Source organism: Nostoc sp., assembly GCF_036916985.1.
In the GTDB taxonomy this organism is placed as follows: domain Bacteria; phylum Cyanobacteriota; class Cyanobacteriia; order Cyanobacteriales; family Nostocaceae; genus Nostoc.
The window spans coordinates 27,120-47,284 of sequence record NZ_JBALFD010000027.1; the positions used below are offsets into that span (position 1 = coordinate 27,120).

Sequence of the window (20,165 nt, forward strand, 5' to 3'; positions counted from 1 at the left end):
TTGGAACCCCACTTCCATTCCTCTCCCCGAAAGGTCGATAGGCTTTGATTCTTGCTCCTCAACGCTAGTAGGGAAGGGATTGGGGGTTAGGTCTGAGAGAAAGTTGCACGGCGCGTTATTTATGTAATTTGTCAAGTGCGAGATAGACGTTTAACCGCTTCACCCGCCAACAAATGATGAGCTTGTTCTAGAAATTGGGGAATCTTATCGGCGTGGGGATTGTGGGCGAGAGATTGCCGCAAGTCTAATTCCTCTAGCCGATCGGCTTTGTTGCCGGGGAACCAGTGACCGCCATTGCCAAGGAGGTTGTAGCGCATTTTAGCGTAGTCTACCAGATCGTAGGCGATCGCTAAATTCCGCAGCCACAAAATTACCCGAATATTTACCTGACCAGGGGTTTGGTCAAAGGTTGGTAGATTTGTTTCCCAGGATTTTACCCAATCTTCTCCCAAAATCGCGATCGCTTCTTCTTCCAACCTTGCTAAAATTGGTGGCAAAATTTCTGATGACCGATCGATTAATTCTAAAGTCTTCAGGTGTTCATCAAAATCTTGTGGTTTTGCTGCTCCTATGCTTAGGGTATGAACCTCTTGATGACTCAAACAAAATAAATCATTAAACACCATTGGACTCAACGGGGCGCAAAGATTTACTAATTTTTGTGGAGGTTCATACAACAAACCACCTTTATTAGATGGACTAATAATAAACACACCCATGTCGTGACGTTTAGCTGCTTCAATTGCTGCCCAATTCCATTGATTAATGTAGTACCAATGCAAATTTACATAATCAAATTGATTGGTATTAATTGTTTGTACAATTAACTCTGTTGAACCGTGTGTGGAAAAGCCAATAAATCTAACTTTTCCCTCTGCTTGCAATTGCTGCGCTACTTCCAAACAACCACCGGGACGGATACTATCATCTAACGACTCAGAATGATTGATACCGTGCAACCCTAAAAGGTCAACATAATCTAGTTGGAGATTTCGCAATGATTGTTCAAACGTCTCACGGAATTCTTTCGCATCTGCCTTTGGACTGATTTTGGTTTGAACAATCAATTTTTCACGAGGAAACTTGGGTAATATTCTCCCCAATTGCATTTCGGAAGTGCCATAGCCACGAGCAGTTTCAATATGATTAATTCCAACCTCAACTGCCCTTTTAATCGTCGCTTCTAGATTCGCCTGGTTATCAGCAGGAATTTCATGATTGGGAACATCCTCCCATTTGAACTGATATCTCATGCCACCGCAGGAAAACACTGGCATCTGTAATTCGGTGCGTCCAAATCGTCTATATAACATCAGTGGATTGTGGATTGTTTAGCAACTTAAAATTTGAAAACGACAGTCATTCGAGCTTTCAGTGCCACAATCATTTCCTCTGTTCAATTTGTGACACTAGCAAGATTCTTCCCATTATTAAATCGGTCAAGCCTTTTGGTTATTAGACTGTGACCAGTATTCCAGTTCCAGAGAGTAATTATCTCACCCTATAGCAATCTTATCTGATTTATAAAAATTGCAAGGCTGGGATGCTCGACTTCTCTAAAAAGTTGAGCATCCCAGCAGTTTTGAGTTTTGAGGAGGTGGCCGGTTGTCAGATACCCTTCTTAATTCTTTGGGGACTGCGCCTGGGTTAAGCAATTTTTCAATATTTCGGCCAACACCTGTACGTTGGGTTCATTAAGTAGGTCAAGATGAGATCCGGGAATATAATGGATATCTAATCCTCCAGCCACCAGTTCGCCCCAGCCAAATTGTGGGTCGTATTGTGTACCTATCGCTTCGTCCCGATTTTGATCTTCTGTCCGCAAGAGGATAGCTTGACCAACATAAGATGAAAATGTATATTCATTGCCCGCTTGGATATTAGCATCTATGCTTTTTAAATGCTTGTCAGTTTCAGGTAAATTAAGTACCCCTTCTAAGTAACGGTTATATGTATTTTGGAGATGCCGTTTACGCCAATAGCTCCATCTCACAATTTTTTGCCAAAGGTAGATAGGCCCTTGTTTAACTATATTATTTAAGTGCAAAAAGACTCGTTTAAGAAATGGCGCTCGCCAGCTATAACCTAAACGACAACTATCAAACAGAACTAGAATACCAACTTGTTCGCCTTGCTCTTGGAGTTGTCGAGCCATCTCGAAAGCAACTATACCTCCAAAAGAATAACCTCCCAGAAAATAAGGCCCATTGGGCTGAAGAGTCTTAATTTCTTGAATATAGTGAGTTGCCATGTCTTCAACTCGCGTATGGAAAGGGTATTTTTCATCTAGCCCTTGTGGCTGTAGTCCGTAAAATGGTTGCTCTGAACCCAGATGCAGTGCCAGTTCACGGAAACACAAGACTTCCCCGCCCAGTCCGTGGATACAGTAAAAAGGTGGCTGAGAACCGTTGGGTTGAATTTCTACTAGAGATGACCAGCTAGATTTTGATTTGTCTAAGGTATTTGCTAAAGCCTTGTTTGTTACTGCTATTTCTTCTTCTTGGGAGATTATTTTGGCTAGAGCCTCTACAGTACTTGATTGGAACAGAATGGCAAGAGGCAGATTTTTACTAAACGTCTTCTCAATTTGCCAAAACAGTTTTACTGCTAGTATGGAATGTCCTCCTAGCTCAAAGAAGTTATCTTTGACACCGATAGGCTGGACACCTAAAATTTGTTCCCAAATTTTGGTTAGTTGCAATTCTAATTCATCACGGGGAGCAACGTAGGTGTTTTCAGAATCAAGCCTGGTTGAGTCTGGTGCTGGTAAAGCGCGGCGGTCGATTTTGCCGTTGGGGGTTAGGGGTAAGGTTTCTAGTAAAACGAAAGCACTAGGAACCATATATTCTGGTAGTTGCTCTTTGAGGAAATGGCGCAGTTCCTCTATATTTGGTGTCTGTTCTGGGTGAGGAACGATGTAGGCGACTAGTCGCTGGTTTTCGGGATGATCGACTCTCGCTGTCACGACAGTTTGCTGTATGCTAGGGTGCTGTGCTAGTAAAGCTTCGATTTCTCCAAGCTCGATCCGGAAACCACGAATTTTTACCTGATGATCGATTCTACCGATGTATTCAATATTGCCATCGGCAAGGTAACGGGCTAAGTCTCCAGTTTTGTAAAGTTTTTCACCTTCATTAAAGGGATGGGAAATAAATCGCTCGGCTGTTAAGTCTGGACGGTTCAGATAGCCTTTGGCAACTCCGATACCACCAATATAAAGTTCGCCGATCGCACCCAAGGGAACTGGTTGGAGATGGGAGTCGAGAATATAAAGCTGAGTGTTGGCGATCGCTCTGCCAATCGGTACACTTTTTAAGTTACTCTCTCTTTGACACTGCCAAAATGTGACATCAATTGCGGCTTCGGTAGGGCCATAGAGGTTGTGTAGTTCACATCCCATCGGTTCAAAAAACCGCTCCTGGAGGTCAACTGGTAAGGCTTCTCCACTACAAAACACCCGTTTTAGAGATTTGCAACCTTCTAGACCTTTGGTTTCTAGAAATATCTGCAACATGGAGGGTACAAAATGCAGTGTTGTAATTTCTTCTTGGGCGATGGTGTTGATTAAGTAAGTTGCGTCTCGCTGTCCACCAGGTTGAGCCATCACTAAACGTGCCCCTGTCAATAGGGGCCAGAAAAACTCCCAAACTGAAACGTCGAAACTAAAAGGCGTTTTTTGCAGAACGCGATCGCTTCCAGTTAGCTTGTAAGCATCTTGCATCCATATTAAGCGATTGCAAATTCCCCGATGGGTGTTCATCGCGCCCTTGGGTTTGCCAGTAGAACCGGAGGTGTAAATTACATAAGCTAAATCTAGAGGCAGGACGCTGGAATTGGGATTGCAATTGCTTTGTTGTGAGATTGTTTCCCAGTCGGTATCCAGAGAAACTTTCTGGCTACTTGTAGGTAGACGATCGACTAAATCCCTTTGGGTTAACAGCACCGCCGGTTGACAATCCTCTAGCATATATGCTATGCGATCTTGAGGATATTCGGGATCAATCGGTACATAAGCGCCACCAGCCTTAAGAATCCCTAACAGTCCGACAACCATTTCTAAGGAACGCTCAATACAAATGGCTACTAAAACATTTGGCTGGACTCCACAAGTTTGCAAGTAGTGTGCTAGTTGGTTGGCACGACTATTTAGTTCACTGTAGGTAAGATGCTTGTCTGCAAATTTTACAGCGATCGCATCTGGTGTTCTCTCTACCTGCGCTTCCAATAATTGGTGCAGACATTCAGATAAATCGTAGTTAGTTTGGGTATCATTCCACTCTACTAGTAGCTGATGCTGTTCGGCTGCTGTTAACAGAGGCAAATCGGCAATATGCTGTTCTGTGTTGGCAACAATACCTTCAAGTAAAGTTTGGAAATGCCCTACCATTCTAGCGATCGTTGTCGCATCAAATAAATCTGTGTTGTACTCAATTCCACCTTTGATCCCCTCTGAAGTTTCTTCTAAATCGAGGGTAAGCTCAAACTTGGCTGCACCGCTATGGACTTCTAGTGGGGTAATGTTCAATCCCGGAAGTTCCCAAAGTTCCCTTGGGGTATTGTGGAAGGCAAACATTACCTGAAACAACGGTGAATGGCTCAGATTTCGTTCTGGCTGTAGTACTTCTACTAGCTTTTCAAAGGGTAGGTGTTGGTGGGAGTATGCTCCTAGTGTTGCTTCTCGAACTTGACTAAGTAACTGCCGGAAACTTGGATTGCCGGAAAGGTTAGTGCGTATGGCTAGGGTATTGACAAAGAACCCAATCAACCCTTCGGTTTCAACTTGGTTGCGGCCAGCAATGGGAGAACCGATGAGAATATCTTCTTGTCCAGTGTAGCGGTGCAGTGTTGTCCCAAAAGCCGCCAGTAATGTCATGAATAAAGTGACACCCTCCCGACGAGAGAGTTCTTTGAGTGCTGCACTCAAAGATTGCGGTATAATCAGGGATTGCACTGCTCCCTGGTAAGTTTGGACTGGTGGTCGTGGTCGGTCGGTTGGTAATTCTAATACAGTCTTGGCATCTGCTAACTGGGTTTTCCAGTAGTTGATTTGGTCTGAGAGTATTTCACCCGATAGCCATTGGTGTTGCCAAACAGCAAAATCAGCATACTGGATGGGCAATTTTGCTAGGGGCGAAGGCCTACCGCTCAAAAAGGCTTGATAAACGGCTGCTAGCTGCTGCCAGAGAATGCCTATTGACCAGCCATCTGAGGCGATGTGATGCATGACCAACAGAAGTATATGCTCCTCTTGGTCTATTTGGAGCAAGGTAGCTCGCAGCATCAAGTCGGTTTCTAAGTTAAAGGGGCGTTGCGCCTCTTGCTTAAGGAGATATTCTACTTGCTTTTGTGTTACCTTAATTACCTTCAGTTCCACTGACCGAGGCGTGCGAATTACTTGTATGGGGCTACCATCAAGTGATGTAATAAAGTTGGTTCGCAGTGCCTCGTGATGGATAGCGATCGCATCTAGTGACTGTTGCAATACACTTGTATTTAAGTTACCCTTTAACCTCTGTGCATTGGAAACAATATATGCGCGGCTGTCGGGTTGCAACTGTTGCAAAAACCACACTCGCTGCTGGGCAAATGATAAAGGGGCTGACTCTCGGTTGGCTATTTGGGGAATAGTCTGATTTTGAAGATTATTTTTTTGAGTCTGGTTTTGGGCAATTGCTTCAGCTAAAGTAGCGATCGTTGGATTTTCAAATAAGAGTTGCAACGGTATTTCTATTTGAAAGGCTTGGCGAACTCTAGACATCACTTGAGTGGCCAGCAGTGAATGACCTCCCAATTCAAAAAAATTGTCGTATATGCCTACTTGTTCCCGACGCAAAACTTTCGCCCAGATGGTAGCTAAGACTTCTTCTGTGGAATTCTGAGGTGAAACAAAGTTAGTTGACAGCTTAATATCAGATGTATCCGGTGCAGGCAATGCGCGGCGGTCTATTTTACCGTTAGGATTTAGTGGTAGGGTGTCCAAAAATACAAAGAAACTAGGCACCATATATTCAGGTAGCCGTCCTTGCAAAAAGCGCCGCAATTCTACCTGAATAGGGATTTGCTCTGGACTGGCAACAATATATGCCACAAGTTGCTTATCCCCATTCACATCCTCTCTAGCTATAACTAAAGTCTGCGTCAGTGCCGGATGTTGACCTAATATAGTTTCAATCTCTCCTAATTCAATTCGGAAGCCACGTATTTTTACTTGGTGGTCAATGCGACCAAGAAACTCGATATTACCATCGCTCAAATAACGTGCCAAATCCCCTGTTTTGTAGAGGCGTGCCCCAGTTTCAGAGCTAAAAGGGTCGAGAATGAACTTATCTATGGTTAATTCTGGACGGTTGAGATAGCCTCGCGCTAGACCAATACCGCCAATATGCAGTTCGCCTGATTCACCAACAGCTACAGGTTGCAAGTTTTCATCGAGGATGTGAATCTCTGCATTCGTAATGGGGCGACCAATGGGAGCAATTGCATAATTAGTTCCGCGCTGGCAAGTCCAGAAAGTGGTATCAATAGAAGCTTCCGTTGGCCCATAACAATTATGCAGAACATTGTCTAAATTCAGTTGGGCGAAAAAGCGTTCTAGGAGTTCGCCAGGTAAAGCTTCACCACCACAAACAATATGTCTGAGGAATCGGCAATTCTCAATTCCCTTCTCTTCTAATAAGACGCGCAGTATAGAGGGTACTAAGGCCAGGACGGTAATTTGCTGCTCAGTAATCACTTTTACAAGGTAGGCAGTGTCCTGATGTCCAGCAGGGCGAGCCATGAACAATTGCCCTCCAAAGCACAATGGCCAAAATATCTGCCACACGGAGGGGTCGAAACTAAAAGAAATAGTCAGTAAAACTTTGTCTGCCTGAGTTAATCCAAAGGTTGTTTGTTTCCAGTGGAGTTGATTGCAGATACCACGGTGAGGAATCATTACACCCTTGGGCTGTCCTGTAGAGCCAGATGTGTAGATGACGTAGATGAGATTATCAGCCGTCGTCTCATTTACAGGATTTTCTTGACTGTTTTGGATATCCCCTTGCCAGTTTGAGTCTAGACAAACCACTTGCGCCTGATGCGGTGGTAGATTATTGAGAAATTTTTCTTGGGTTAACAATACTGGTGTCTGCGTGTCTTCCAAGATAAAGGCTAAACGTTCTGAGGGATATGCTGGGTCTAAAGGCACATAAGCGCCTCCAGCTTTGAGAATGCCTAGTAGACCTATGATCATCTCTAAGGAGCGCTCCAGGCAAATGCCTACAAGTACTTCAGGCCCAACGCCTAAAGCACGTAAGTGGTGCGCTAGTTGATTTGCCCGTTGATTTAATTGCCGATAAGTAAGTTGTGTATTTTCACATACTACAGCAATTGCTTGGGGCGATCGCTCTACCTGCATCTCAAACATTTGATGGATGCACAGATCCTGACGATGAACTACTTGATTATCATTCCATTCTTGTAGAATTTGAGTACTGATGATGTTAGTTTTAGTTAAGGTATTTAACGGAATATTTTGCTTACAATCTGAAGTCTGGCTATTTATCTGCATTTTCTATATATCAACTCCATCAGGAAATTGCATTTTTTATTTAATTTATTATTTATTGTATAGTTGTGCTTATAGAAAATTATATATAGCTCTGCAAATTAACATCCTCAGGGAGCAAGTTTTATCTATTACAAACAAAACCTAGCTAACCTTAAAACGTTATGCTACCAATACCTTGAGTTCCATCAAGGACATGAATTATGAGTTGCGATACCCAGGTTAATAAATATACATACTCAAATAAAATTCCTAATTTTGTATTATCACATTGTTGACTGACAGCCAGAAAACAGCAATTTGCCTACAGCTTGATACTTATGATAACAAGTTTTTTTCGTTATTTTCATTAATTTAAATAGGTATACAACCAACAAGACTCTATCCTTTTCTAGGAAAAATCGCTGAAGAAAAAATTAATTATTACCAAATCTTCATTGTGTTTGTTCCTATGTAAAAATTATGTAAAGTCATGATTATAATTCTACTTAAGCAATTAAGTAAGTAGCCAATAGGTATAATAGACTGGAGACACTAAAAAACATCAGATAGCTACTGGCATTGGTGATTAGATATCAGTAATTTTTTACTTAGCACCCAGCAACAAGTCCTTTCTTGGAGCAAATCTAAAATTTAATCTAGGGACAAAAAAATGTATCAAAAAAATCAACTCTCTCTCAGGATGTAAAATGACTACAAGGCATATATGACAACGCTCGTAGATATAATAAATCAGTTATTCATTAGAATTTTTTTCATTAATTCTGTTACCAATTATCTAGAGATCCCCATGAAGATAACCCAAGTTTAAGGATAATATTCACATTATGTAAATTTTTGTTACGAAAATCAAATTTTTGATGCTTTTCGTTATATGTTATCCATGTAAGTTTTGTAAATCAGTAATTATGCGTAAGCAAACAAGAAAATTTCTAAGCAAAACCGAATTAGTCTAGCTAAACATGCTACAGTGATTTGTGAGGAGATATGAATTGTATCTCTAAATAGAAACATTAATCTGCAATAAAAGTCTAGTAAGCAAGTCCAGCTATTTATTACAACGCCTTAAAAATTCTAGTTTGTATTTCTACCTGACTTGTTTGATTACTAAGTTAATGTCAGGAGTTTTATTGAGCTATAAGTTAATTCAATAATAAATTCTTTCCTTGGCATCAAAGCTCATGTTTACGGGCTAAACCAGGAGCTAATTATCAAAAAAAGTTAAGCATTCGGGTAGTAGCCACAAGAAGAAAGACCAACCCTGAAATATGCTTTTGATCAAGAAATTAAAGTTACTCTGAAGAAAATCGTTAATAGTAAACTATAAAGGACAGGTTTCTTCGAGAGAAAAATGTGAGATACCCCACTTGTATAGGTTTCCATTAAATTTTAACTACACCAAATTTTATTAAGTATGAGTAATCAAAGCATTGCAACAAATAAATTGAGTGAAGTGCCTTTAGATTTACGTGCGTCTGCATTTGTAACGGTACGTAAAGGTTCATGGTGGTTGAGATTAACAACATTATTTTTGGTAGACTATGCTCTTTTATCATTAGCTTGGATTTTAGCTGGATATCAATATTATGAGCATTTGACTTGGTATATACCTAGTGATTATTTACCAATCTTAATAACTATTGGGATTCAAATAGGCTCACTAGCTGTCCAAGGTATTTATCGAGAAGGTCAAAAACGCTATGACTACTTAAATATTATCAAATCGCTAACTTTTGCTCATGGATTAATACTCCTTGTTTGTTTTTTGTATGAACCAGTTGTTGATATTACACAACCAAGATTAATATTATTATCTTGGTTGCTAAGTATACTATTTATTTGCACTGGTAGATATACTGTAAATGTTACTCTTGAATATCTCCGCAAGCAAAAAAAAATAGTTCGTTCTTCTGTATTTATTATTTCTGATCTTCAAGATCATGAGCAGATTGCTAGCTTTATCAAAAAGGAGAAACATTACATAATATCTGGAACTGCGAATGCTAATTCCTTAGACAGATATCAACGTCAAAAAACATTAAATCAACTTAATGAATTAGGTGTAACAGAAGTTTTTATATCCTGGGATGCTCTAAAAAATAGAATGTTTTTGTGCTGGTTATTTCAAGCATCTGGCATCCAAGTACATATTTTACCGATGGAATTAAAACCAATTTATAGAAACGTAGAATTTAACAAAATTGGGGGAATGCCTTGCCTGAGTTTAGATTGCCCGATAATTACAGGTAAAGATTTTTGGATAAAGCGTAGTTGTGACTTTTGTTTCGCGACTTTATTCGTAATGTTATCATTCCCTATCTACATAGCTATAGCTATAGCTATAAAACTGGACTCTCCCGGCACAGTGTTTTATAGACAAACACGTATAGGTTTACATGGGCAACAGTTTAAAGTATGGAAATTCAGAACCATGAGGTCTGATGCGGAAAAATTACAGAAAGAATTAGAAGCTTTAAATGAAACAAAAGATGGGATTATCTTTAAAATTAAAGATGATCCTCGTATTACCAGTGTTGGTAAATTTCTCCGTCGTTACAGCTTGGATGAGTTACCCCAACTTTTTAATGTTATTCTTGGGGAAATGAGTATAGTAGGACCTCGACCTTTACCTACGAGAGATGTAGATAAGTTTGCTGAACATCATTTTATTAGACATGAAGTTTTACCTGGCATTACAGGTCTTTGGCAAGTCTCAGGTCGCTCAGATATTGTAGATTTTGAACAAGTTATCAATCTTGATCTTAACTACATTGAAAATTGGTCTCTTGGGTTAGACTTTGAAATTCTGCTCAAAACAGTGATGGTAGTTTTGAAAAAAGAAGGTGCCTACTAAGCTGATGAAAAAATTCATAGCAGACAGTAATAATTATAGTGTTTATATATTGATGTAACTATTGCAGTTTACAGTAAAGTCAATTTTTTAACTCATTAAATTTATATATATTTTTATACTTTCAGTAGTGAACTATTTGCTTAAGAGTAATAAAAGCTTTCGTATTCAAGACCTAAACTATTTTTTAACTTCAGAAAATATTGTGAAGAATTCCACATTCAAGGTTGCAATTGATAGAAACCAAAAAAATGTATAGGTAGAAAAATTAAGTCATTATGTTATGAGTATTGATAATTTAAAACTAACTAGATAGGCTAATTAATAATTAAGAATGGTAGAAAAGTATAAATTAATAAGTAATTCCCTTTCAATGATAGTCAATCGGTTAGCACAAAGCATTACAGGTTTTGTATTAACCGCTGCTATTGCTCGTACTCTAGGAACTGAGGCTTTAGGCCAGTATTTACTAGCTTATAGTTATTACTTTATATTTGTGGGCATTGCTTCACAGGGACTAAAAACATTGTTTACTAGAGAACTAGCTCGTGAGCCAGAAAAAACACCAATTTATTTAATGAGCGGTACTTGGCTGCAGTTAATATTTAGTTCATTCAGTTATGGAGCATTAGTAATTGTAGTATATTTACTTCCCTACAGTTCTAAAACATCGACTCTCTGCTATATAATAGGCTTGACGGTCATTCCCTTTGCTCTTTCCAACATCACAGAGGCAATTTTTCAAGCTAAAGAAAAGATGCATCTGATTGCAATCGCTACAGTGCCAGTTTATATCTTACGCCTGATAGTAATGATTTGGGCGATGCGACTGAAATACGGAATTGAATATTTGGGGGCAATCCTAGTTTTTTCAGAAACACTAATTTGGCTAATTGAGTGGATTTTTATTACACTGTTAGTCGAAATACGATGGGAAATTGATAGAAATTTCGTATTCAAGACAATCAAAAGTGCGCGCACATTTTTTGCTATTGAAGCAATGGCTGTAATCAGTGGTAGAATTCAAATCCTAATTCTTTCATTGTTAGGAAATGAGGTTTTAGTTGGTCTTTTTGGTGGGATAACACAATTGCTACAACCGTTTTTGATTATTGCTAACAGCATAACTTTAGCAATATTTCCCAGGTTTTCAAAGGCAGTAGGGCAAGGACGAGACAAGCAGAAGCAGATTAGTGAAAGTATTATCGAAGTGCTACTAATGATAGCATTACCATTATTTGTTGGACTGTTATTCTTTGGCAAAGATTTACTAATTTTTATCTATAATAAAAGCTTTGCTGAAGCAGATATAGCCCTTCAGTTAACTGCTGCAACCCTCCTTTTCTTGCCATTCATCCGCTCATTATCCTATCTACTTGTAGCTAATGGTCTTGAGATAGTCAACCTACGTGAAGTGGTTATTACCACTACATTAGGGAGTTTAGTTGGTGTGGCATTAGTTTCGCATTATCATTTGTTAGGTGCAGCTTTAATGTCATTATTAATGACTATTCTTGGTTTTAGCCAGTATGCTTACTTCACCTATGTTCGCCTATTCTCATTAAATCTATGGCGAATTGTACGCCGCCCTTTAGTAATAACTATTTCGATGTTACCTATATTCGTGTTACTCCAAAGAATTCAATTAGACTTTATGCTAACCCTAATTATTGCAACTTGTGCATATAGTTTATTTATGAGTTATCTGGGTATTCGTGCGTTTGGCGGTTTCCGTTTTTTGTGGGGAAAGTTTTTAAGAGAGCAATAATTGTTTAATAATTTTAATAAATATAAAATAAAATCTTGCTGTTTCTATATTTATAAAATAAGTAATTCAAGCGAGAATATTTAATTATGATCAAAGTTGCCCTATTACATTTTTGCTTTGAAGACTACACTATCGAATTAGCAAATAGTCTGGCTAAATATGTTGATTTAACGCTAATTCAGCCGGAAAAAGTCTCAGAATTTTGTAGAAATTCTCTTGATTCAAGTATCCGCGTCATTAGCTTTAAAAAACCACGAATGCGTGACCCGCGCAACCTGTTATCTATGTACGCTATGATGCGTATTATCAAAGACATACAGCCAGATGTTTTACATGTGCAAGAAACTAACGATTTTTGGTACGATTGGACTTTGTTACTCAATAAGATGCCACCACTGGTGACAACAATTCACGATGTATTCCGCCACCCAGGCGATAGGATGGCTGCATTTGGTTCAGAGTATACCAGGCGTCTTGCCTTTTACCGTTCCCAACAATTGATTGTCCATACTCATCAACTCAAAAAGATTCTAATTGAACAATTCTCTATACCTCAAGAGCGAGTTAATGTTTTGCCGCATGGTGAACTTGGTAGTTTGTATCAGCGTCGGGGTAATCACAATAGTCAAACTCGCGACCCAAATACATTGCTATTTTTTGGACGTATCTGGCCCTATAAAGGATTGAAATATTTGCTTGAGGCTATGCCTTTAATTGCTGAACGCGTACCTGAAGTCAAGCTGATTATTGCTGGACGTGGAGAAAACATCAGACAATATTTTCCTGATGATTATGATGAGAAACGCTACGAGATTATCAATAACTTTATCCCCCTCGAAAAAGTAGGTAATCTATTTCAGCGCAGTACAGTAACAGTTCTACCATACATCGAAGCGTCTCAAAGTGGTGTGGCAGCTTTATCTTATGGGATGGGAACCTTGGTTGTAGCTTCTGAGGTAGGGGGATTGAGTGAAATAATTCAGCATAAAAAAGATGGGTTGTTAGTTCCACCTGGTGATGTCCAAGCTCTAGCTGATGCCATTATTTATTTGCTAAGTGATCGTGAATTGCAACAACGTATGCAAGCTGCGGCATTAGCTCGTTGTCAAGAAGATTTAAATTGGTCAAATATTGCTGCTCAAACAGCCCAAGTTTATTATAAAGAAATGAATATCCAAAAGAAATATTAGCTAATTTATGAGAAAACTACTAATTTTTGGAGAGCAGGCATTCACTGTTGTAACGTTGCTGATTTATTCAGGCGCTATCTTCACCCTTATCCTTTCAGGAGGAGCATTACAGCAGGAACAGGTAGAATATGATAGCTCCTCGATTCGGATTATTTTTTCTTTAATCTACGCAGTTACATTCTTACTACTGGTTTTGCGTTGGAAGAAAACTCTCTATATATTGAGCAAAGGACTCTGGTTTTATCCAATATTCATATTAGCAGCTGTTTCTATTATTTGGTCTGCTGAACCCTCAACAACATTAAAAAATAGTTTTACTCTCATTAACTCCAGCTTGTTTGGCGTTTATTTTGCCTCGCGATACAGCTTAAAACAGCAATTCGATCTATTAGCTTGGGTTTTTGGAATTATTGTAATACTGAGTTTCTTTTTTGCTATAGCTTTGCCTCAGTACGGAATACAATCTGATGCAGGAAAGTGGCGTGGAGTATTCACTCACAAAAACGGTTTAGGGGCAAGGATGGTTACTAGTACTATAGTTTTTTTAATCCTTGGTTATCAAAGTAAAAGACATGGTTGGCTTTTCTGGTGTGGGGTTAGCTTGTCAATACTGCTATTAATACTTGCTGGTTCAACTGCATCATTAGTAAATCTAGTAATTTTAATATTTGCATTTTTTGCTTTTCAAGTTTGGCGATGGTCGTACTCCATCATGATACCAACCCTAATAATAATGGCAACAATAAGTCAAATTTTATATTTTTGGTTGTCTAATGGTGCTGATGTCGTGTTTACTGCACTTGGTAAAGATTCAACACTAACGGGTCGAACAGACTTGTGGCCACTAGTGATGGATATGATTTGGAAACGTCCTTGGCTTGGTTATGGTTATGGTGGATTCTGGCAAGGATGGAATGGTGAGTCTGCATATATTTGGCTTAATGCAGGATGGCTGGCACCTCATCCCCACAATGGTTATCTTGCTCTTTGCCTTGATTTGGGTTTTTTAGGGTTGGGGGTATTCTTATTAGGATTTTGGCGTACTTATCTGCAAGCATTGACTTGGATGCGTGGTAGTAAAACAGCATTAGATATTTGGCCACTGATACATATGACATATATAGCCTTAGCTAGCCTTACTGAATCTGCTTTGCTTGAATCTAATAGCTTGAATTGGATTCTCTATGTAGCGTTATCTTTCTCAGTGAGAATGACACATGAAACAAGAATAATAAATGCAAAAAAACAAGTTACAGCATAGATTTTATAAAATATAAAAACGTTCTAAAGTAGTTTTTTTGAAGTCGTCATTCAAAACATGCTAAAAACAATATGAATTGTGTAAACACATTCTTGAAAAAAATATTTCAGCCCAATAAGATTGAAAAATAATAAATATTTTCAGTTTAAGATTCTATGCGCTTATTTTCATTCATTGAAAAAAATAAAATGAGCAACTCTAACTATAAGGATAGAACAATTATAGAAACAGTACAGCCGATGTCTAAACCTAAAAATCTCAATATTATTCTGTTGGGTCCTAGCTTACTACAGCAGGGTGGCATTTCTAATTACGAGAAGCTTTTTTTGGAGTATGCTCCTTCTGAAGTTAATATATGTCATATTATTACTCACGAAGAAGGAGATATAGCAATCAAAGTCATGGTATTTTTGAAAGCTATATGGAGATTTGTTTGGCTGCTGCTAAGGGAAGAAGTTGATATTATTCAACTGGAAATTTCACAGCGCGGCAGCGTTTTACGACAAGGAATTATGATATTTTTAGCTTGGATATTTCACAAGCCAATAATTCTACATGCTCATGGTAGTCAATTTCATGTTTTCTATACTGATCTTCCAAAATGGTTACAGAATTTGCTAAGTTGGCTATTTTGCAAGTGTCAAAGATTAATTGTCTTATCAGAAAGTTGGAAAACTTTTTACATAGAAAATCTTGGTCTTAAAACCGAACAAGTTGTAGTTTTTTATAACCCAGTAAAAGTTCCTGATGAAGTTCCACAGCGTTCAGTTTCTAATCAAGTAAACTTACTTTTTTTAGGGCGAATTGGTCAGCGGAAAGGAGCATTTGATTTGATTAAAGCCTTCTCTCTTTTGCCTCTTGAAGATCAAACTAGATTAACTCTCATTATGGCAGGAGACGGAGAGGTAGAGCAAGCAGGTAATTTAGTTAAAACTCTAAATTTGGAGAATTATATAAAATTGCCTGGCTGGATAGGATCACGTGAACGTGACATTCTTCTAACTCAAGCAGATATTTTTGTATTGCCTTCTTACAATGAAGGTCTTCCATTATCAATGTTAGAAGCAATGGCTTGGGAGCTACCAGTCATCGTTACGCCAGTGGGAGGTATACCTGAGATAGTTACTCAATCTGAAAATGGATTAATTGTTAGTCCAGGGAATATTGAGGAATTATCAAATGCTATTAAGTCTTTGATTGAAAATGAGGCTTTGAGGCTTTCTCTAGGAACGAAGGCTAGAACAAGTGTTTTTCCTCTAGATATAAAAAATCATTGGGTTTCTTTCCTTGATTTATATCGTTCAGTTTTAAATAGAGATGATAATGTGAGTGTAAACAGCCAATAACTACAAGACTGTAAGCTATAAAGATGCAGATATGTAGCTTATTAACCCCAGTTTCACCAGGTATGACTAGAAGTTATCGAAAGAAGGTAGATTTTAGAATTGACAAGTGAGTGTTTTACTAAACTAATTAAAAATTGGGATTATTATGGCATCACCGAAGAAAGTACTAATTATCGTTGAAAATCTGCCAGTTCCGTTTGATCGGCGGGTATGGATGGAAGCAACTACTTTACAAAAAGCTGGGTATGAAGTTAGCGTAATTTCACCGACAGGTAATGGTTTTGAAAAAGACTATGAAGTTATTGAGCAGATTCACATCTACCGTCATCCTCTACCACCAGAAGAAAGTTCAGTCATTGGCTATCTCCGAGAGTACAGTTGGGCAATTAACTGGCAATTTCGTCTAGCTCAAAGGGTATGGCGAGAGCGTGGTTTTGATGTTATACATATTTGTAATCCGCCAGATTTACTTTTCTTAGTAGCAGGATGGTTTAAATTATTTCATGGCAGATGGGTTATCTTTGATCATCATGACCTGAGTCCGGAGATGTACGAAGCTAAGTATCAACGGCGCGATATTTTTTATCATGGATTACGCTGGGCTGAACGCTTGACCTATGCCACAGCAGACATAGTAATTTCAACGAACGAGTCACACCGAGAAGTCGCTCTTAAGCGTGGGCACAAGAAAGCAGAGAAGGTTTTTGTAGTTCGTAGTGCGCCTGACCTTTCGCGCTTCCACCGAATGCCCCCGAACCCTAATTACCGTAGAGGTAGAAACTATTTGATAGGGTATATGGGTGTCATGGGGGAACCAGAGGGAATCGATTATCTTCTGAGAATGGTATATTATATTGTCCAGAAAAAAAATCGCTCTGATATTCACTTTATGCTAATCGGTAGTGGACCTGCGGCTGAAAAACTCAAGGCATTATCTAAAGAGTTAGAAGTGACTGAGTTTGTAGAATTTACAGGGTTTAAGCAAGGGGAAGAACTTCTAGAGCGGCTTTCAAGTTGCGACGTCTGTGTAGAACCCTCTCCAACATCTGCTTATAACGAAAACTGCACCATGAATAAAATCCTCGAATACATGGCGATGGGAAAAGCAATTGTCCAGTTTGATTTACGAGAGGGAAGACGTTCTGCACAAGAGGCATCTCTTTATGCCAAGCCTAATGATGAGGTCGAATTTGCGGAGAAAATTTTGGAGCTTCTAGATGCTCCTGAACGTAGAGAAAAGATAGGAGCCGAGGGGCGACGCAGAATGGAGGAGATCCTTGAGTGGCAATATCAAGCTCCGAAACTGTTAGAGGCTTATGATAAAATTTGGCAAAGCTAGTTAGCTACTTTAAATTTAAGAATCTCTATTAAATTAAGTGAGTGCTAAAGTGTTCATTTATCCTAGTGCAGTATGATTAGGACACCCTTAACTCACCTGGAATCCAAAAGATACCAAAGTTTTTGCTCAATAGAAGGAAATAGAACACTGTGTACAATTGTGCCCAAATGTGAACTAAATTTGTAACTTATATTGTAAAATTGTATCAGTCTTGCTTGTCAATTGTACTGATTTGTGAGTGATCTAAGTCAATTTTTAGTTTTTTGCTTAAAACATATACTTTGGAAGATTTATGTCAGAAAAATCTATGGAATCTAGAGAATCTATTGATTTAGACCTTAATCATTACTTATTGAGATTGAAACGATGGTGGTTACCGGCCACTGCGATATTTGTAGCTACAGTTATGCTGAGTGCTGTAGCTACACAATTGATGAAGCCATCCTATGAAGCAGAAGGAAAACTGTTATTCAAACTTCCCTCTTTTAAAGTAGCAGGAACTAATCTTTCGCCTGGTTCCTCGGAAGGGGGAGACTCAGGAGATTTGAAACCCTTGGTAGCAACTCAAAATCCCATAAGTAGTCAAATAGAAGTTATTTCTTCCCCTACTATATTGCAGAGGACAATAGACAAACTACAACTTAAAGACAATAAAGGTGAACCTCTGCAAATAAAAGCGCTACAAAAATCCCTGAACCTCAAAATTGTGGGTGGGACAGATGTATTGCGAATTAGCTATAGCAGCCGTGACCCTGAAGAAGCAGCGGCAGTGGTCAACACAATTATGAATTCGTATTTAGAAAATGATATTTTGACAAATCGCTCTGAAGCAGGAGCAACTCGTCAATTTATGGCCAAGCAGCTGCCAAAAACTCAAGCCGCTGTTAATAATGCGGAAGTAGCGCTACGTATATTTAAACAAAAGTATCAGATTGCAGATTTAACAGAGGAGACAAAGACAGCCGTTGCGACTATTGGAAATTTAGACAATGAGATGAATACTGTTAAGGCTCAATTGGATGAGGTAAACGCCCAAACCAATGAACTGCGACAGAAAGTAGAGCTAAATTCTCGGGAAGCGATCGCAGTGAGTGCCCTCAGTCAGTCACCCGCAGTACAGGGAGTCCTTACACAACTTCAAGAGACCGAGCGGCAGTTAGCAATTGAACGCAGCCGTTTCCTAGATGACAACCCCGTAGTTGTTAACCTAGAAGCAAAAAAAGCTAGTTTAAAATCTCTGCTGCAACAGCAAATTGGTCAGACTGTTGGCAATCAAACACAAGTTCCCCAAGGTCAATTACAGATTGGAGAACTCAGACAAAGTCTGATACAAAATTTTGTCCAGTCAGAAATACAGCGCTTGGGTTTAACTCAAAGACTCTCCTCTCTATATAATTCTCGTTCTAACTACGAACAGCGGATGAAAATCATACCCCAGTTGGCACAAAATCAGCGGGAGTTAGAACGGAAAGTTGAAGTCGCAGAATCTACCTATCAAACTCTATTGAAAAAGGTTCAAGAATTACAGTTAGTTGAGAATACAAATACAGCCACTTCCCGAATTATTGCTCAGGCTTTCGTTCCCAAAGACCCAGTATTAACTAAAAAAATAATTGTTTTGGTGCTAGGAGTGATGTTCGGTTTATTTTTTGCGACTACAACCGTACTCTTCCTCGCTATGAGAGATAGATCTCTAAAAACACTTAAAGAAGTTAGAGATGTATTTCGATATACCTTACTGGGAATTATTCCTTTATCTGTTAAAAAGGTTCGCTCCCGTTATTCCAATGCAGAATCAATATCTCAAACAATTGCCGTTAGAGATACGCCTCACTCTTTAACGAGCGAAATGTACCGGATGATTCAAGCCAATCTGAAATTCCTGAGTTCAGATAAGGTACTCAAAACTATCGTCGTAACTAGCGCAGTTCCTAAAGAAGGCAAGTCTACGGTTTCTGCTAATTTGGCAGCGGCGATCGCTCAACTAGGACGTCAAGTTTTACTAATTGATGCAGATATGCGGATTCCTTCTCAGCATCATCTCTGGCAACAAACCAATGCAGTTGGGTTGAGTGAAGTTCTTGTAGGTCAGGTTGAATTTGACATTGCTGTATCTAAGGTAATGGAAAACCTTGATGTTTTAACTGCTGGAGTTAGACCTCCCAACCCACTTGCTTTGCTTGACTCGAAACGTATGGCATCACTAATTGAAAATGTCTCATCTCAATACAACTATGATTTTGTCATCATTGATGCTCCTCCCCTACTTTTAGCAGCCGATGCTTTGACTTTAAGCCAAATGACTGATGGTATTTTGTTAGTAGCCCGACCGGGAGTAATTGATTCTAACAGTGCAGCTGCTGCTCAAGAAATGCTAGAGAGATCCAGTCACAACATCTTAGGTTTAGTTGTGAACGGTATCATTGATAAAAATGAATCTAGTAGTTATTTGAACCATGCTAAAGAATACTTTACCGATCAAGATTTAAGAAGAGAGGTTAAGAAACAAAAACGTATTCCGAACAAAAGCTCTGTTTGAAGAATTCAGAATCAATTAGTGTGGGATTCAGACCTGCAACTTTCTTTTTTACCACTAAATCTCCGATTTAGTGAGAGTCTTAAAAGTATGTTATGTATCTACCAATTACACAAAATTCATACTAAATTCTGGCTTCTGAATCCTGACTTGATAAAGTAGGATTTTGTCTTACTAGTGAACTGAAGATCATAACTGGTATATAACGGTTATCGATTGTATGAAAACACCAAAGTTCTTGCTGTCACATCATTTCAGTAAATTTTTTGGATCTCACTGAACTGCACACCGCTATATCATGTTTATTTAATTAGCTACAAAATAACAA

General features: G+C 38.9%; 9 protein-coding genes. 7 read left to right on the forward strand and 2 right to left on the reverse strand.

The window, feature by feature from the left end:
- Window positions 1-131: 131 nt before the first annotated feature.
- Together V7L07_RS10365 and V7L07_RS10370 are read right to left on the reverse strand one after the other, a co-directional pair.
- Entirely contained in the window at window positions 132-1,313 is a 1,182-nt protein-coding gene (locus V7L07_RS10365) for an aldo/keto reductase (protein ID WP_335057469.1), read from the reverse strand.
- A 308-nt stretch (window positions 1,314-1,621) separates the two neighbouring features.
- Window positions 1,622-7,549 carry an amino acid adenylation domain-containing protein gene (locus tag V7L07_RS10370; RefSeq protein WP_335057471.1) on the reverse strand — a complete coding sequence of 1,976 codons (5,928 nt, stop codon included), beginning with the start codon at window positions 7,547-7,549 and terminating at the stop codon, window positions 1,622-1,624.
- A 1,411-nt stretch (window positions 7,550-8,960) separates the two neighbouring features.
- Here V7L07_RS10370 and V7L07_RS10375 point away from each other — a divergent pair.
- The 7 genes from V7L07_RS10375 to V7L07_RS10405 all read left to right on the forward strand — a co-directional run bounded on the left by V7L07_RS10375 (window position 8,961) and on the right by V7L07_RS10405 (window position 19,840).
- The gene (locus V7L07_RS10375; protein ID WP_335057473.1) at window positions 8,961-10,400 is read left to right on the forward strand and encodes a sugar transferase; all 1,440 of its coding nucleotides are present in this window, start codon (window positions 8,961-8,963) and stop codon (window positions 10,398-10,400) included.
- A gap of 331 nt (window positions 10,401-10,731) precedes the next feature.
- Window positions 10,732-12,165, forward strand: a complete 1,434-nt coding sequence (locus V7L07_RS10380; protein ID WP_335057475.1) for an oligosaccharide flippase family protein — start codon at window positions 10,732-10,734, stop codon at window positions 12,163-12,165.
- Between the two features lie 86 nt (window positions 12,166-12,251).
- Window positions 12,252-13,355, forward strand: a complete 1,104-nt coding sequence (locus tag V7L07_RS10385; RefSeq protein WP_335057477.1) for a glycosyltransferase family 4 protein — start codon at window positions 12,252-12,254, stop codon at window positions 13,353-13,355.
- 7 nt (window positions 13,356-13,362) lie between these two features.
- Complete coding sequence (locus V7L07_RS10390; RefSeq protein ID WP_335057479.1) at window positions 13,363-14,616, forward strand: O-antigen ligase family protein; 1,254 nt, start codon at window positions 13,363-13,365, stop codon at window positions 14,614-14,616.
- A 239-nt stretch (window positions 14,617-14,855) separates the two neighbouring features.
- Window positions 14,856-15,962, forward strand: a complete 1,107-nt coding sequence (locus V7L07_RS10395; protein ID WP_335057481.1) for a glycosyltransferase family 4 protein — start codon at window positions 14,856-14,858, stop codon at window positions 15,960-15,962.
- Between the two features lie 145 nt (window positions 15,963-16,107).
- The gene (locus V7L07_RS10400) at window positions 16,108-17,301 is read left to right on the forward strand and encodes a glycosyltransferase family 4 protein (protein ID WP_334803019.1); all 1,194 of its coding nucleotides are present in this window, start codon (window positions 16,108-16,110) and stop codon (window positions 17,299-17,301) included.
- A gap of 292 nt (window positions 17,302-17,593) precedes the next feature.
- On the forward strand, window positions 17,594-19,840 hold the full coding sequence (locus V7L07_RS10405; protein ID WP_335057483.1) for a GumC family protein: 2,247 nt from the start codon (window positions 17,594-17,596) through the stop codon (window positions 19,838-19,840).
- Window positions 19,841-20,165 lie beyond the last annotated feature (325 nt).

Excerpts from the sequence above, each read along its gene's own strand:
- V7L07_RS10365 (WP_335057469.1), bottom strand. The coding sequence starts at position 1,313 with ATGTTATATAGACGATTTGGACGCACCGAATTACAGATGCCAGTGTTT.
- V7L07_RS10370 (WP_335057471.1), bottom strand. The coding sequence starts at position 7,549 with ATGCAGATAAATAGCCAGACTTCAGATTGTAAGCAAAATATTCCGTTA.
- V7L07_RS10375 (WP_335057473.1), top strand. The coding sequence starts at position 8,961 with ATGAGTAATCAAAGCATTGCAACAAATAAATTGAGTGAAGTGCCTTTA.
- V7L07_RS10380 (WP_335057475.1), top strand. The coding sequence starts at position 10,732 with ATGGTAGAAAAGTATAAATTAATAAGTAATTCCCTTTCAATGATAGTC.
- V7L07_RS10385 (WP_335057477.1), top strand. The coding sequence starts at position 12,252 with ATGATCAAAGTTGCCCTATTACATTTTTGCTTTGAAGACTACACTATC.
- V7L07_RS10390 (WP_335057479.1), top strand. The coding sequence starts at position 13,363 with ATGAGAAAACTACTAATTTTTGGAGAGCAGGCATTCACTGTTGTAACG.
- V7L07_RS10395 (WP_335057481.1), top strand. The coding sequence starts at position 14,856 with ATGTCTAAACCTAAAAATCTCAATATTATTCTGTTGGGTCCTAGCTTA.
- V7L07_RS10400 (WP_334803019.1), top strand. The coding sequence starts at position 16,108 with ATGGCATCACCGAAGAAAGTACTAATTATCGTTGAAAATCTGCCAGTT.
- V7L07_RS10405 (WP_335057483.1), top strand. The coding sequence starts at position 17,594 with ATGTCAGAAAAATCTATGGAATCTAGAGAATCTATTGATTTAGACCTT.